General features: G+C 72.9%; 15 protein-coding genes. 2 read left to right on the top strand and 13 right to left on the bottom strand.

Translation table 11 applies throughout. The features are described from left to right. Position 1 precedes the first annotated feature (1 nt). Positions 2-847 carry a siderophore-interacting protein gene (locus AC6I72_RS25685; protein WP_498003510.1) on the top strand — a complete coding sequence of 282 codons (846 nt, stop codon included), beginning with the start codon at positions 2-4 and terminating at the stop codon, positions 845-847. A 79-nt stretch (positions 848-926) separates the two neighbouring features. On the opposite strand, the gene AC6I72_RS25680 is transcribed toward AC6I72_RS25685, so the two are convergent. Continuing rightward, positions 927-1511: a GNAT family N-acetyltransferase gene (locus AC6I72_RS25680; RefSeq protein WP_498003509.1), complete on the bottom strand. Its 585-nt coding sequence runs from the start codon at positions 1509-1511 to the stop codon at positions 927-929. 77 nt (positions 1512-1588) lie between these two features. Here AC6I72_RS25680 and AC6I72_RS25675 point away from each other — a divergent pair, with 77 nt between their 5' ends. After that, positions 1589-2542 carry a pseudouridine synthase gene (locus AC6I72_RS25675; RefSeq protein WP_498003508.1) on the top strand — a complete coding sequence of 318 codons (954 nt, stop codon included), beginning with the start codon at positions 1589-1591 and terminating at the stop codon, positions 2540-2542. On the opposite strand, the gene AC6I72_RS25670 is transcribed toward AC6I72_RS25675, so the two are convergent. From AC6I72_RS25670 to AC6I72_RS25615, 12 genes are all read right to left on the bottom strand, one after another. After that, the gene (locus tag AC6I72_RS25670; protein ID WP_498003507.1) at positions 2536-4137 is read right to left on the bottom strand and encodes a cytochrome P450; all 1602 of its coding nucleotides are present in this window, start codon (positions 4135-4137) and stop codon (positions 2536-2538) included. The two genes, AC6I72_RS25675 and AC6I72_RS25670, sit on opposite strands and share 7 nt — an antisense overlap. Positions 4138-4273: 136 nt before the next feature. Beyond that, positions 4274-4894 (bottom strand): GTP-binding protein, encoded by a 621-nt coding sequence (locus tag AC6I72_RS25665; RefSeq protein ID WP_498003506.1) that lies wholly within the window; start codon positions 4892-4894, stop codon positions 4274-4276. After that, a complete protein-coding gene (locus tag AC6I72_RS25660; RefSeq protein WP_366725655.1) occupies positions 4875-5279 on the bottom strand; it encodes a DUF742 domain-containing protein in 405 nt (134 codons plus the stop codon). Before AC6I72_RS25660 ends, AC6I72_RS25665 begins: the two co-directional genes overlap by 20 nt. Further along, positions 5276-5683 carry a roadblock/LC7 domain-containing protein gene (locus tag AC6I72_RS25655; protein ID WP_498003505.1) on the bottom strand — a complete coding sequence of 136 codons (408 nt, stop codon included), beginning with the start codon at positions 5681-5683 and terminating at the stop codon, positions 5276-5278. Before AC6I72_RS25655 ends, AC6I72_RS25660 begins: the two co-directional genes overlap by 4 nt. Beyond that, positions 5680-7296 (bottom strand): ATP-binding protein, encoded by a 1617-nt coding sequence (locus AC6I72_RS25650; protein ID WP_498003504.1) that lies wholly within the window; start codon positions 7294-7296, stop codon positions 5680-5682. Before AC6I72_RS25650 ends, AC6I72_RS25655 begins: the two co-directional genes overlap by 4 nt. A 365-nt stretch (positions 7297-7661) precedes the next feature. Beyond that, on the bottom strand, positions 7662-10514 hold the full coding sequence (locus tag AC6I72_RS25645) for a DEAD/DEAH box helicase (protein ID WP_498003503.1): 2853 nt from the start codon (positions 10512-10514) through the stop codon (positions 7662-7664). Positions 10515-10721: 207 nt separating this feature from the next. After that, positions 10722-11666, bottom strand: a complete 945-nt coding sequence (gene tatC / locus AC6I72_RS25640) for a twin-arginine translocase subunit TatC (protein ID WP_498003502.1) — start codon at positions 11664-11666, stop codon at positions 10722-10724. A 49-nt stretch (positions 11667-11715) separates the two neighbouring features. Continuing rightward, positions 11716-12009, bottom strand: coding sequence for a Sec-independent protein translocase subunit TatA (tatA, locus tag AC6I72_RS25635; RefSeq protein WP_037859629.1), 294 nt, complete (start codon positions 12007-12009; stop codon positions 11716-11718). A gap of 278 nt (positions 12010-12287) precedes the next feature. Then, positions 12288-12482, bottom strand: a complete 195-nt coding sequence (locus AC6I72_RS25630; protein WP_498003501.1) for a hypothetical protein — start codon at positions 12480-12482, stop codon at positions 12288-12290. 317 nt (positions 12483-12799) lie between these two features. Continuing rightward, positions 12800-13060: a hypothetical protein gene (locus tag AC6I72_RS25625; protein WP_051813287.1), complete on the bottom strand. Its 261-nt coding sequence runs from the start codon at positions 13058-13060 to the stop codon at positions 12800-12802. A gap of 29 nt (positions 13061-13089) precedes the next feature. Then, positions 13090-14211, bottom strand: coding sequence for a helix-turn-helix transcriptional regulator (locus tag AC6I72_RS25620; RefSeq protein ID WP_498003500.1), 1122 nt, complete (start codon positions 14209-14211; stop codon positions 13090-13092). 18 nt (positions 14212-14229) lie between these two features. After that, complete coding sequence (locus AC6I72_RS25615; RefSeq protein ID WP_366725661.1) at positions 14230-15231, bottom strand: helix-turn-helix transcriptional regulator; 1002 nt, start codon at positions 15229-15231, stop codon at positions 14230-14232. Positions 15232-15276: the final 45 nt, after the last annotated feature.

Raw genomic sequence — 15276 nt, 5'->3', positions numbered from 1 at the left:
CATGGCAGAACGTCCGGCGCGCAAGCCGCGGAGGACCCACACCGCCCGGGTGATCCGCACCGAACGGCTCACCCCGCACATGCAGCGTGTGGTGCTCGGCGGCGAGGAACTCGCCGGCTTCTCGGCCGACACGTGCACGGACCACTATGTGAAGCTGCTGTTCCCGGCCGCGGGCGTCACCTACCCCGAACCCTTCGAGATGCAGCGGATCCGGGAGGAGTTCCCGCCCGGGCAGTGGCCGGTGACCCGTACCTACACCGTGCGCGCCTGGGACCCCGAGCGCCTGGAGCTGACGCTGGACTTCGTGGTCCACGGCGACGAGGGCCTGGCCGGCCCCTGGTCGCTGCTGGTGCGGCCCGGCGAGACCGTGCGCTTCATGGGCCCCGGCGGCGCCTACGCCCCCGACCCGAGCGCCGACTGGCACCTGCTGGCCGGTGACGAGAGCGCCCTGCCTGCCATCGCCCGGTCCCTGGAGGCGCTGCCCCCGGGCACCACCGCCCACGCCTTCGTGGAGGTCTCGGGGCCCGAGGAGGAGCAGAAGATCGACTCCGACGTGGAGGTCGTCTGGCTGCACCGCGGCGAGCGGCCCGTCGGCGCGGCCCTGGTGGAGGCCGTACGGGCGCTGGACTTCCCCGAGGGCCGGGTACACGCGTTCGTGCACGGCGAGGCCGGCTTCGTGAAGGAACTGAGGCGGCTGCTGCGCGTGGAGCACGCGATCCCGCGCGAGGACCTGTCGATCTCCGGCTACTGGCGCCTCGGCCACAACGAGGACGGCTGGCAGGCCTCCAAGCGCGAGTGGAACGCCCGGATCGAGGCCGAGCAGGAGGGCGCGGCGAGCGCCGCCTGAGCCGACGGCACCCCCCGAGGGGCGGCGGCATCCGCGCACGCGGCCGCCGCCCTTGTCCCGCGGCGGGTACGCCCCGCGCTCAGTCGCCCGCCACCCGGGCGTGCAGATGCATGTCGTGCCAGCCGTCCGCGTGCAGACCCGAGCGCCGCTTGGTGCCCTCCAGGACGAAGCCGGTCCGGGCGGCGACCCGGCAGGACGCCCCGTTGGCCACGGCGTGCAGCAGTTCCAGGCGGTGGAAGCCGGTCTCCTCCAGGGCCCAGCGGGCGAGAGCGGCGGTGGCACGGGCGGCCACTCCCCTGCCCCGGGCGTCCGGGGCCGTCCAGTACGCCACCTCGGCCGCCCCGTCCGCGAGGCGCACCTCGCGCAGCGCGACCCGGCCCACCAGGCGACCGGTGCCGTTCCCTTCGGCCACCGCCCACTGGGCCTCCCGGTCCGCCTCCCAGGCCGCGTGCCACTGCGCGATCCAGCCGGCCACCTCCTCCTCCGAGCCGGCGGAGCGCAGGTGCCAGCGGTGCATGGCCGGGTCCTGGAAGACGGCGTGCACCGCGGGCGCGTCCTCGGGCGTGAAGGGCCGCAGGAGCAGTCCGCCGGCGGCGGGGACGGTGGGCTGCGGCGCACCGGAGAAGGTGCCGGCCGGCAGGACGGGAGCGGTGAGGTCAGGCATACCGCGCATCCTGCCGGGCCCGGGCGGGCCGGCCCAGCGGTTTTCCACCGGGTGCGGCGGCTCGTAGGCTTCGACGGATGAGACGCCGAGCCCGCACCGCACCACCCGCACCGCTGCCCCAGCTGCGGGGCGTGGACCCGGTGCGGGTGCGGCTGCCCGCCGGGGGGACGTGGGCGACCGTGCGCGAGCACCTGGTGGAACGGCTGTCGGGGGCGGCGCCGGGAGCGGTCGCGGAGATGTTCGACGAAGGACGGATCGTCGCCGCCGACGGACGGCCGGTGGCACCCGACGCACCGTACGAGCCCGGGATGTTCGTCTGGTTCCACCGGGAGCTGCCCGAGGAGGCGGCGGTGCCCTTCCCGCTGGAGGTGGTCCACCGCGACGATCACCTGGTCGTCGCGGACAAGCCGCACTTCCTCGCCACCACCCCGCGCGGCACCCACGTCACCGAGACCGCGCTGGCCCGGCTCCGCCGCGAGCTGGACATCCCCACGCTGGGCGCCGCCCACCGCCTGGACCGGCTCACCGCGGGACTGGTGCTGTTCACGGTGCGCCCCGAGGAGCGCGGCGCCTACCAGACGCTCTTCCGCGACCGTCTGGTGCGCAAGGTGTACGAGGCCGTGGCGCCGTACGACCCCGCGCTCGCCCTGCCCCGGACCGTGCGCAGCCGGATCGTGAAGGAACGCGGGGTGCTCGCCGCCCGCGAGGTGCCCGGCGAGCCGAACGCGGTCACGCGCGTGGAAGCGGTCGAGCACCGTGCGGACGGCCTCGCCCGCTACCGGCTCACCCCCGCCACCGGTCAGACGCACCAGCTTCGGGTGCACATGTCCGCGCTGGGCGTGCCGATCCTCGGCGATCCGCTCTACCCGGTGGTGACCGGCCCCGGCCCGGCCGGTGACTTCCGGCGCCCGCTGCAACTGCTGGCGCGGGAGCTGGAGTTCACCGACCCGGTCACCGGGGCGGAGCACCGGTTCCGCAGCGGACGGGTGCTGGGGGCCTGGGCGTCGTACCCGCAGTGGGCGGGTCAGTAGCCGCGCCACCACCGCAGGAAGCGCTGCCAGGCCCCGCGCGGACGGTCCCGCTCCGGGCCAGCGCCGGCAGCGGCCACCGGTGCCGTCGCCGGCGGTGCGGACGGCGCCGGGGCGGGCGCGGCGCCGGCCACCGCGGTCCGCGTGCGGGCCGGCGGGACGGCGGAGGCCCGGGGCGCCCCACCGGCCGTGGCCTGCGCCGGGACCGGCTCGGGGGACGGGTCCGGGACCGGCTCCGGGGTGGGCCGTGCCGTGGTGATCTCCCAGGCGACGCGGGGCTGCGGCACCGGCATGGGGGTGTGGCTCGGCTGGGCCCGCACGTCCTGCTGCGGCCGCGGTGTGAACCGCACCGGCAGCTCGACCAGGTGCTGCGAGGCGATCGACTCGGTCCAGCGCAGCTCCTCCTCGGCGCAGTCCAGCTGGATGTCCGGCAGCCGCATCAGCAGGTTGTCGACGCCCACGTCGGCGATGGCACGGCCGATGTCCTGGCCCGGACACTCGTGCGGGCCGCCGCTGAAGGCCAGGTGGGAACGGTTTCCCTGCATGTCCGCGTCCAGGTCGGGCCGGACCCGGGGGTCGACGTTGCCCGGCGCGATGCCGAGCAGCAGGCCGTCGCCGCGGCGGATGCGCCGGCCGCCCAGCTCCGTGTCCTGCTTGGCGAAGTAGGCGAAGATGGTGCTGAAGGGCGGCTCGTCCCACAGGGACTGCTCGACCGCTTCCGGCACCGTCATCTGGCCGCCGTTGAGCTGGGCGCGGAAGCCGGGGTCGGTGAGCACCCGGCGGATGGTGTTGGCCAGGAGGTTCGCGGTGGCCTCGTAGGCGGCGATGAGCACGAGCCGCAGGTGCTGCTCGACCTCGTCGTCGTTCAGGCCCGCCGGGTCGGCGATGAGGTGGCTGGTGAAGTCGTCCTGGGCCTGCGCGCGGCGGCGGGCGGCGAGCCGCCGCAGACAGCCCATGATGTACTCGTTGCTGGCGATCGCGGTGTCGGTGCCCTTGAGCATGTCGCGGGCGCACTGCACGAGCCGGTCGTCGTACTCCTCGGGCATGCCGAGGACCTCGCACATCACCGCCATCGGCAGGTGCTCGGCGAACTGGTCGACGAGTTCGGCGCGGCCGGTCTCGCAGAAGCGGTTGACCAGGCGCTGGGTGGCGCGGCCGATGTGGCGGCGCAGTCCGCGGTGGTCGATGGTGGCCATGGCGGCGGTGACCGCGCCGCGCAGCCGCTTGTGCTCGGCACCCTCGGCGTGCGAGCAGATGGGCTGCCAGGCGATGTGGGGCATGAGGGGGTGGTCGGGCTTGACCATGCCCTCCTTGAGCGGTGTCCAGATACGGCTGTCCCGGGTGAACTGCGACGGCGTGCGCACCATGTGCAGGTTCTCGGCGTGGCCGAGGACCACCCACATGGGGACGTCGTCGTGCAGCAGTACGGGCGCCACCGGGCCGTACTGCTCGCGCAGTTGCTCGTAGAGGTCGCCGAGGTCCGGCGCCTCGTGGAGCCGGTGCAGCCCGCCGGCGCCGATGCCGTGCGCGGGGCAGCCGGGAGGCGGAGCGGGGGTGCGGTCGTCCGGACCGGTCAGGGGCTGGTGTTCAGGCGTCACAGCGGTCGCTTTCGGAGCGGAAAGGACGGAAGGGGATGAAGGGAGGAGGCGGAGTGGAGGAGAAGGAGTGAAGGAGAAGGAGTGAAGGGGCGAGCGGAGGGGCGGCGGAGCCGGCCGGTTCGGGCGCGGTGCCCGCTCAGGTGCGGGAGCCGGTCATGGCGAGGGAGTGCAGGAAGCGCATGAGCGTCATCAGCACGTCCCGGCTGGAGGCCCGGCGCCGTACGTCGCACTCGACCATCGGGATGTCGTCGGACAGGTCGAGCGCGGCGCGCAGCTCGGCGACGGGGTACCGGGGGGCGTCCGGGAAGGAGTTGATGGCCACCACGAAGGGCACGCCGCGCTCCTCCAGCCGCCCCATGACGTCGAAGCTCACCTCCAGGCGGCGGGTGTCGACGAGGACGACCGCGCCGAGCGCCCCCTCGAACAGCCCGTTCCACAGGAACCAGAAGCGCTCCTGGCCGGGGGTGCCGAAGAGGTACAGCACCAGCTGGTCGGTGATGCTGATGCGGCCGAAGTCCATCGCCACGGTGGTGGCCGTCTTGGAGTCGGAGCCGTAGTCGTCGTCGACCCCGATACCGGCCTGGGTCATGGTCTCCTCGGTGGTCAGCGGCCTGATCTCACTGACCGAGCCGACCATCGTCGTCTTGCCGACCCCGAAGCCGCCGACGATGACGATCTTCACCGCGGCCTGCGCCGTGTGCGGAAGATGATCCCCGGTGCGCGGGCCGGGGAGCGTGTCAGAGCCGTTGAAGTCCATGCATCACCGCTTCGAGGAGGGAACGGTCGGGGACCGCCTGGCGCACGATCGGGGCGCGCGCCTGTACCAGTTCGGCCGTCAGCAGCTCGGTGATCAGGACCGTCATCGCGCTGAACGGCAGGTTGAGGTAGGCCGACAGCTCGGCCACGGACAGCGGGGCGGTGCACAGCCGCAGCAGGGCCGCCTGCTCGGGGGTGGCGGACGGCGGCGGTTCGGCGCGCGCCACCACGAGGGTGACCAGGTCGAGGGCGGCACGGGCGCCGTCCTCACCGGCCCCGGCGACGACGTACAGCCGCTCCGGGTTCTTCTCCTCGCCCTGCTTGGCGGGCTTCGGGGGCGGCGGCTCGTGCGCGGGGAAGCGCCTCTGGCGTCGCGGAGGTGTCATACGGGCTGCCCACCCCGCCGGGGCGGACTGGTCAGATGGGCGCCGATGCGCACCACGAGGTCGCGCATGCGGGCGCTCATCATGCCGGGTTCGGTGCGGATGTCGGCGAGCACCGCGAGGTAGGCGTTGGCCCCGGCGGACATCAGGTAGAAGTAGCCGCCGTCGATCTCGATGACCACCAGCTTCATCCGGCCGTCGCTGTCGGGGATCTCGACGGCGACCGCGCTCGCCAGGCTCTGCAGGCCCGCGCAGGCCGCCGCGACCCGGTCGGCCGCGTCCGGGTCGCCGCCGTAGCGGGCGATGCGCAGGCCGTCGGCCGAGAGCACCACGATCATCTCGATGCCCGGTACGCCGTCGTTCAGCTCCTTGAGCATCCAGTCGAAGTTGGCGCGCTGCTGGATCACTTGAGGTCCCCCTCGTCGTCGGCCCCGTCCCGGGCCGGCTTCTCGATCAGGTGCAGGAATGCGGTCGGGTCCTGGGTGAAGGCGGTCGGGTCCGGGCCGGGGTTGTCCTTCTTCAGGCCGTCCCAGAACGCCTCGACCCACAGGCCCGGTTCGGGTTCCTTCTCGGCGGGTCCGGGGGCGGCGGGGCGGGGCGTGCTCCACACGGAGCCGCCCTCCTGCTCGGCGCGGTCGGCGGCGACCTGTTCCGCGATGCGCCGGCTGAGCGGGATCTTGACCCGGCTGCGGCGCTGCGGCAGGCCGTTCGGGGTCCACTCCGTCACCTCGGGGACCTCGTCCTCCATCGGCACGGAGGCGGGGATGCGCGGGCTGGTGGGGCGGCGCTTCTTGGGGGCGCGCTCGGGGCCCTCCACCGCGTCCTCGCCGGGCCGCGGGATGGACGTGGCGCCGATGCCGTGGGCGAGGCCCGGTGCGGGGTCGGTGGTCATCATGTCGCTGGGCACGACGAGGACGGCGCGCACCCCGCCGTACGCGGAGGCCCGCAGCGAGACCTGCATCTTGTACGCCGTGCACAGGCGGCCCACGACGGCGAGGCCCAGGCGGGGGCTCTCGCCCAGTTCCTGGAGGTCGACCCCGGCCTTGGCGGCCTCGACCATCTTCTCGATCCGGGCGCGGGACTCCTCGTTGAGGCTGACGCCGCCGTCCTCGATCTCGATGGCGACGCCGGACTGCACCTCGACGGCGGTGACGTGCACCTTGGTCTGGGGCGGCGAGTAGCGGGTGGCGTTGTCGAGGAGTTCGGCCGCGGCGTGGATGACCGGCTCGACGTCGGTGCCCTTGATGTTGACCTTGGCGATGGAGTGCAGCTCGATCCGGCGGTACTCCAGGATCCGGGACATGGCGCCGCGCAGCACGCTGTACAGGGTGACCGGGTTGGGCCACTGGCGGCCGGGGCGGCCGCCGCCGAGGACGGAGACGGAGTCGGCGAGGCGGCCGATGAGCGCGGTGCCGTGGTCGATGCGCAGCAGGTCGTCGAAGACCTCCGGGCTGCGGCCGTGGTCCTCCTCCATCTCCCGCAGTTCCTTGGCCTGCTGGTGCACGATCGCCTGGACACGGCGGGCGATGCTGACGAAGGAGCGCTGCGTGGAGTCGCGCATCGACTCCTCCTGGTCCACGATCTTGAGGATCATGCGGACCACCGCGCGCTGCGGTTCGGAGATCCGGCACCACTCCGGGTCCCCGTCGATCAGGTCGCGCATGACCTCGCGCGGGGTGTGGCTGGCGCGCAGGTGGTCGACGGCAGCCGGGAGGATCTCCGAGGCGAGGTAGGAGATCTGCTCGTCGTGGCCGGCGATGCGCTGCTGGAGGTATTCGGTGTGCCGGGCGTGTTCCGCCCGCTGCTCGCGGATGGTGCGGCCGCGGCGCACCGCTTCGGCGCCGGTGAGGAGCACGAGCAGGGTGGCGACGGCGCCGCAGCAGCCGACGGCGAGGCGGGCCGGGTCCGTCACCAGGGCGACGGCGGCTACGGTGGCCGCCGCCATCAGTACGACCGGCAGCAACAGCACGCGTGCGTAAGGAAGTTCGCGGCCGTCAGGAGGCGATTGGACACTCACCATGTAAGCCCTCTGTGACGAATCGGCTGGGGTTCGGGGCAGCTTCCAGTGGGGTACGTCATGGAACAGTCGGACCTTTGAGGTATCTGGGAACAAACGCACGAATACATCTCAACTCGGTGCGTTGCGGGGGAGCTTAGTCCGACCGGATCATCGGCGTGTCATATTCGGCAAGCACCTGAAACAGGGCCGGGGACAGGAGTACCCTCGGCCGTTTCGCACGCCGGGCGACCACTCGAACACCGACCGTCACGGCGTACGGACATGCGAAAACCCCTCACCGGGACGGGTGAGAGAACGCCAAGGGGGCGTGACCGTGCGCGGATCGACCGCACACCGTCACGCCCCCTGCCCCGGCAGGGCGGACGTCACCCGACCGACGAGTAGGCGACCACTCCCCTCAGCAGGCCGTCGACCGCCTTGCGCGCGTTCTTCGCCACGGTGGAGTTCTCCGGCGGGGCCGCCGCCGAGATCTGGCCGAGGACGTCGATGACCTGCTTGCACCAGCGCACGAAGTCACCGGCCGGCATCTCCGCCTCCCGCAGCACCTCGTCCAGGCCCTTGCCGGAGGCCCACATGTACGCGGCCCAGGCGAAGCCCAGGTCGGGCTCGCGCTGGCCGACGCCCTCCGTCTGGCTGATGCGGAACTCCTCCTCCAGGGCGTCGAGCCGGCCCCAGATGCGCACCATCTCCCCGAGCGCGGCCTTCGCCTTGCCCGAGGGCAGCTTGGGCGCCATGGCGTCGTCACCGACGCGGGCCTCGTAGACCAGGGCCGAGACGCACGCGGCGAGTTCGGCCGGCCCCAGGCCCTCCCAGACGCGCTCGCGCAGGCATTCGCTGGCCAGCAGGTCGAGTTCGCCGTACAGCCGGGCCAGCCGCTTGCCGTGCTCGGTCACCTCGTCGCCGCGCAGGTAGTCCAGCTCGGTGAGGAGGGCGACGATCCGGTCGAAGGTGCGCGCGATCGTGTTCGTACGGCCCTCGATGCGGTGCTCCAGCTGCTTGGTGTCGCGCAGCAGCCGGTGGTAGCGCTCGGCCCAGCGGGCGTGGTCCTCACGGTCGTTGCAGCCGTGGCAGGGGTGGGCGCGCAGCTCGGCGCGCAGCCGCGCGATCTCCCGGTCGTCGACCGCCTGAGAGCGCCGCTTGCGGTGCCGGTCGGGCGGGATGTGCCCGGCCTTGGTGCGCAGCGCGGAGGCCAGGTCGCGCCGGGACTGCGGGGAGCGCGGGTTGAAGGACTTCGGGATCCGCATCCGCTCCAGCGGCTCCACGGGGACCGGGAAGTCGATGGCCGCCAGCCGCTTGACCTGCCGCTCGGCGGTCAGCACGAGCGGGCGCGGACCGTCCTGGTGATCGAATCCGCGGTGCCCGCCCGTCCGGCCGGCAGGCAGGCCCGGGTCCAGGACCAGGGCGAGGCCCGCGAACTTGCCGGTGGGCACGTGGATGACGTCGCCGGGCTTGAGCTTCTCCAGGGCGACGGCGGCCTCGGCCCGCCGCTGGACGGCGCCCTGCCGGGCCAGTTCGTTCTCCCGGTCCTTCAGCTCGCGGCGCAGCCGCGCGTACTCCGTGAAGTCCCCGAGGTGGCAGGTCATCGACTCCTTGTAGCCCGACAGACCCTCCTCGTTGCGCTGCACCTGCCGGGAGATGCCGACGACCGACTTGTCGGCCTGGAACTGCGCGAAGGAGGTCTCCAGCAGCTCCCGGGAGCGGTGCCGGCCGAACTGCTCGACCAGGTTGACCGCCATGTTGTACGACGGCCGGAAGCTGGAGCGCAGCGGATAGGTGCGGGTGCCCGCTAGGCCCGCGAGGTGCTCGGGGTTCATGGCTCGCTGCCACAGCACCACCGCGTGCCCCTCGACGTCGATGCCGCGGCGGCCGGCCCGGCCGGTCAGCTGCGTGTACTCGCCGGGGGTGATGTCGGCGTGCTGCTCGCCGTTCCACTTGACGAGCTTCTCCAGGACCACCGAGCGGGCGGGCATGTTGATGCCCAGGGCGAGGGTCTCGGTGGCGAAGACCGCCTTGACCAGGCCGCGCACGAAGAGTTCCTCGACGACCTCCTTGAAGGTCGGGAGCATGCCGGCGTGGTGGGCGGCGATGCCGCGCTCCAGGCCCTCCAGCCACTCGTAGTACCCGAGGACGTGCAGGTCCTCGCGCGGGATCGCGGCGGTGCGCTCCTCGACGAGGGCGCGCACCCGCTCACGCGCCTCCTCGTCGTTCAGTCTCAGGCCCGCGTACAGGCACTGCTGGACGGCGGCCTCGCAGGCGGCGCGGCTGAAGATGAACGTGATGGCCGGCAGCAGGCCCTCGGCGTCCAGCCGCTCGATGACCTCCGGACGGCTCGGCGTCCAGATCCGGGAGCGCTGGCGGCGCTCGCGCTCGCGGTCGGCCTCGCGCATGTTCCGGCCGCGTCTGCGGTCCTGGTACGACGGGCGGCTGGCCTCCATGCGGGCCATCCGCGTGAGGTCGGGGTTGACGGCCTTCTTGTGGCCCTCGCCCTCCTCGAAGAGGTCGTACATCCGGCGGCCGGCCAGCACGTGCTGGAAGAGCGGGACGGGGCGGTGCTCGGAGACGATCACCTCGGTGTCACCCCGGACCGTGTCCAGCCAGTCGCCGAACTCCTCGGCGTTGGACACGGTCGCCGACAGTGACACCAGGGTCACCGACTCGGGCAGGTGGATGATCACTTCCTCCCAGACGGCGCCGCGGAAGCGGTCGGAGAGGTAGTGCACCTCGTCCATGACCACGTAGCCGAGGCCGCGCAGGGTCTGGGAGCCCGCGTACAGCATGTTCCGCAGCACCTCGGTGGTCATCACGACCACCGGGGCGTCGGAGTTGAGGCTGTTGTCGCCGGTGAGGAGGCCGACCTTGCCGCTGCCGTAGCGGCGGCACAGGTCGGAGTACTTCTGGTTGGACAGCGCCTTGATGGGCGTCGTGTAGAAGCACTTCTTGCCCTGCTGGAGGGCGAGGTGGACGGCGAACTCGCCCACGATCGTCTTGCCGGAGCCGGTGGGCGCGGCGACCAGCACGCCCTTGCCGGCCTCAAGGGCCCGGCAGGCCTCGATCTGGAACGGGTCGAGGCCGAAGTCGTACATCTCGCGGAAACCCGCGAGTGCGGTGGCCTGCTCGGCAGCTCGCCTGCGCGCTGCCGCGTACCGCTCGGCCGGTGAGAGGTCCTGAGTCATCGTGCTTTCGAGCGTACCGGGCCGCACTGACAACAGGACGATCATTATCCCGATCGGCCCGGCAGCGGGGGTTCCCGCGGCCCGGCGGCCGGTGACCGACCCGGGAGCGGAAGGGCACCCGGAGAGCGGATGGGCACCCGGAGAGCGGGGGGCGACGCCGCCCCGGACGCAGGCGGCCCGACGTGCACAGCCCCGGACGCGCGCAGGCCGGCCGCTCGCGGGGCGGGCGGCCGGCCAGGTGCGCGGGGTGGATCAGGTCACGTCGTCGTAGCCGTTGACCCGCTCGGTGCCGGACTGCTCGGGCAGGGCCCGGGGGGCGGGAACGGGCTCGACCTCGCCGATGTCCTCGGGGGTGAGGTCGAGGTCGGAGGCCTCGTCGTCGGACGGGCCCCCCGCCGTGCGCCGGAGCTTGCGGCGGTCGTTGAACAGGGCGAATCCCACGGCGACGAAGAACAGACCCCAGATCGGCGCCGCCAGGGACAGCATCGTCCCCGGGTCGGGGCTGGGCGTGGCCACGGCGGCGAAGGCGGCGATACCGACGATCATGCCGCGCCACCACCCGAGCATGCGCCGCCCGGACAGCACGCCGGTGATGTTGAGCATGATCAGCAGCAGCGGCATCTCGAAGGCGAGGCCGAAGACGACGACCATGCGGATGCTCAGGTCGAGCAGGTCGTCCAGGGGCAGCAGGTTCTCCGCGCCGCTGGGCGTCAGGTCGATCAGGAACTTCGCCGTCGTCGGCAGCACGTTGTAGGCGAGGTAGCCGCCGGCCAGGAAGAGCGGGAAGCCGAACGCCACGAAGGAGTAGGCGTACTTCTTCTCGTGCCGGTGCAGGCCCGGCGCGACGAAGGCCCACAGCTGGTAGAGCCACACCGGCGCGGCCAGCACGATGCCCGTCGTCAGCGCGACTTTCAGGGCCAGGGTGAAGGGCGCCAGCAGACCGCTGACCGTGAGGTGCGCGCAGTGGTTGTCCTTGGCCTTCGCCAGTTGCCCGAAGGTCTGCGGGCACCCGATGGAGTCCAGCACCGGCTTCGTGATGAAGTTGGTGATGTCCTTGTAGTAGAAGGCCGCCACCACCGTCACGACGAGGATCGCGAGGACACCCTTCGCGAGCCGGTTGCGCAGCTCACGCAAGTGGTCCGCGAGCGGCATGCGCCCCTCGGGATCCCTCTCCTTCTTCTGGGCCGGCTTGAGCAACCCACATCCTCATCTCGTGCAGTGGACCGGAGAGGTCCCGGTCCTCGCGTCAGCGCTGGGTCGTCGTGTCCGTCGGCTCGGCGACCGGGCGGGAGCTGGTCACATCACCGGGGGCCGCCTGGATGGTGCGCTGAGCCTGCGCGGACTGCTCCTCCTCGGCCGGCTGGGCCGACGTGGAGGACGCCTTGCCGTCGCCCTTCATCGCCTTGGCCTCGCTCTTGAGGATGCGCGCCGACTTGCCGAGCGAGCGCGCCATGTCCGGAAGCTTCTTCGAGCCGAACACGAGGACGATCACGAGAATCAACAGCACCAGGTGCCACGGCTCGAGTGCGTTGCGGAACATCTGTCTTCACCTTCTCACTGAGGCGGGGCGGCGGGTCCTGACCGACCGGACGGACAGGGGTCTGACCATCGTGCTGACAGCGATCGTATCGCCCGGGGATGAACTCGGGACCATCCCCACGTGTACTCGTGCCGTGCGGACCGCGCCTCGTTCTTCGGACCGCGCGTAGAGCGTACCCAGCCGCAAGAGCATTGGGTACAGGCCACAGCACTCCACCCCACGTGACGTTCAGAACCTCACGGAAGTTCCCGGGACCGCGCACGGGTTCCCGGGAACGCTCACCGGGGGTCGGCCGCCCGCGCCGCGCTCACGGCGGCCCGCTCCAGGTCCTCGGCCGCCCTGTTGATACGCCGCGCCGAGTCCGAGACCTGCCTGCCGAGGCGTTGCGCCTCGAGGAAGACCCGGATCCCCAGCACACCGAGGACGGCGAGTCCCAGAAATCCCGCAGCTACCGCGAACATCGCCCACACCATGACCCTGAGCCTAGACGGTCCGCAAAGCGGTTCCGTCCGGGCTCGCGGCCGGCGGCCGGTCGTCGCACCCGCAACGGTCCCGGCGCCGGGCACCGCCGGCCGCCGCAGGACCGTTCGAGCACTGTCCGGCACGGACGGACGGGCGTGCGACCTGGTGCGGGGCCGGCGCACCGCGGGGCCGGGCCGCTCGCCCGCCGACGGCTGACGGACCGCCCGCTTTCCGGGGGCGAACCTTCACCGGGCAGCGGCACGAGCCGCACGCGGACCTGTCCGAGCCCGGACCGCGCCGGAACCGCCCGGCGTGCCCCGCACGGGCCTCAGACGGCGCTGTGCAGCCGCAGGGCCCTGACGCCGCCGCTGGTGAGCAGTTCGACGATGCGTTCCCCGGCCGGCTTGCGGGCCGAGACACCGCACTCGGGGCAGGTGAACGAGTAGAAGGTGGTACGGCTGCTGGCGCCGACCACCAGCCGCAGCGCGCTCGCGGCGAGTTCGAAACGGGCCCGGCAGTCGGGGCAGCACGCGCGGAACACCGCGGGAGACACGTTGCGCATCCCGGCGAAGGCCGCCGCCACCGACATGCCCGCCCCGGCGGGCGGCGTCGACTCGCTCACAGCGCCTGCTCCTGCCTGCCGTAGGCCCACACCGGGCCGGACGGGCCGCCGGGCGCGGTGGGCCCGGCCCCGTCGCGGTCACCGGCCGGGGCTCCCCCGCCGGTGCCCCGGCCGCCGCCCGCGCCGGGCGCCGCCTCGGTGCCGTCGTACGCCGCGAGGGCCTCCCGGGCCGCCTGCCGGGCGCTGTCGGCCAAGGCTCCCGGTGCGACGATCCTGCCGTCCTGGCCCAGGCGCAGCGCCAGACGCCTGAGCGAGGCCGGGTCGGGGGTGCGCAGCGTGATGCGCAGCCCGCCGTCGGGCAGCTCCTCGGCGCTGTCGTGCGGGTAGTACTCGGCCACCCAGCGGCCGCCGGGGCCGACCTCGACGACGACCTCGGGGTCCTCCGCGGCGGGCTGCACCAGCGCCTCGGACAGGTCGCGCAGCTCTATCTCCGGGGGCGCGGACGGCTCGTCGAGGATCTTGATCTCGGCGACCCGGTCGAGGCGGAAGGTGCGGCGCGCCTCGGAGCGGCGGCACCAGGCCTCCACGTACGTGTGCCCGACGCTGACCAGGCGGATGGGGTCGATCTCGCGCTCGGTGACCTCGTCGCGCGCGGGCGAGTAGTAGCGGATCCACAGGCGGCGCCGCTCGGAGATGGCCCGGTCGACGTCGGCGAAGACGCCGCCCTCGGACTCGAAGGTCACCGACAGGCGGGAGCTGGCGCCGGCCGCCTCGCCGGCCGCGGTCTCCACCTTGGCGGTCGCCCGCAGCAGCGCCTGCCGGTCGCTTTCGCGCAGGCCCGGCAGGGTGGCCACCGCGCGGGCGGCGACGAGCAGGGCGGTCGCCTCGTCGGCGGCGAGCCTGAGCGGCTCGGCGGCGTCCGCGCCGAGCGCGGCGGGGTTGTGCCACCAGATCCGCTCACCGTCGGTGTCGATGTCGAGCAGGTCGCCGCCGCGGAAGCTGGTGCCGCACATGGGCAGCACGTCGAGGTCGGAGACCAGCTCGTCCTCGCTGATGCCGAAGGCGCGCGCCACGTCCTCGATCCGGGCGCCGGGCCGCTCCCTCAGATAGGTCACGAGGGAGAGCATCCGCCGGGTCTGGTCGATGGCGTTCGCGGGCCTGACCGGTTTGCCTGCCACGGTGTTCCTCGATCCCCCTCAGCCCTTGGCCACGGCACGCAGCCGGTCCACCACGTCCGCCCGCAGTTCGGCGGGTTCCAGGACCACCACGTCCGGTCCGAACTCCACCAGCCAGGCGTCCAGCCCGTGTCCGTACGGGATGTCCAACTCGTCCCAGCCGTCGCCCAGTTCCCGGACGGCGGTGGCCTTCGCCCGAAGGGGGTAGCCCGACCCCGAGCGCAGCCGGATCCGCGCCGAGCGGTCGGCGATCTCGCCGGCCCAGCTCGCGACGGTCTCCCGGACGGTGACGACGTCCGGCACGGGAGCGGTGAAGCGGGCGCCGCGCGAGCGCACCTTGCCGGTGATCCGGGACAGCCGGAAGACCCGCTCGGCGCCGCGGTCGCGGTCGAAGCCTGCCAGGTACCAGTGGCCGCGCCAGCACTCCAGCGCCCACGGCTCCACGTGCCGGGGCTCGGGGCGGGCGGCGCTGGCCTTGCGGTAGTCGAAGAGCACCGGACGGCGGTCGCGGCAGGCCAGCATCAGCGGTTCGAAGGCGGCCTCGTGCACCGGGATGCGCGGCTCCAGGGCGCTGTGCGCCTCGTACGGGTCGACGTCCTCGGGCAGACCGGCCGCGCGCAGTTTCTGCAGGGCGCCGCTGGCGGCCCCGGCGAGCCGGGCCTGCTGCCAGACCTTGGCGGCCAGGCCCAGGGCGGCGGCCTCCTCGGCGTCCAGGGTGATGGGCGGCAGCCGGTTGCTGTCCCGGCGGGCGAGGTAGCCGACCTCTCCGTCCAGGCTCTCCACGGTCTCGATGACCAGCCCCAGCTCGCGCAGGTCGTCCTTGTCGCGCTCGAACATGCGGTTGAAGGAGTCGTCGGACGCCGGCGCGCTCCTGTCCGGCCCGGGAGCCGTGCCCCGGCCCGGCCCGAAGGCCTCCACGTACGCCTCGATGGACTCGCGCAGCTCGCGCTTGCTGAGCGGCCGCCGTGTCCCGAGCAGGCACAGCGCGAGGTTCATCAGCCGCTCCGCCTTGGCAATGGCCATCGACGCCCGTCACCTTCCTCTGGTGCTTACTGCCGACGACCGTAC

This window comes from Streptomyces sp. Xyl84 (genome assembly GCF_059731885.1).
This window is presented reverse-complemented; position numbering and strand designations above follow the sequence as displayed.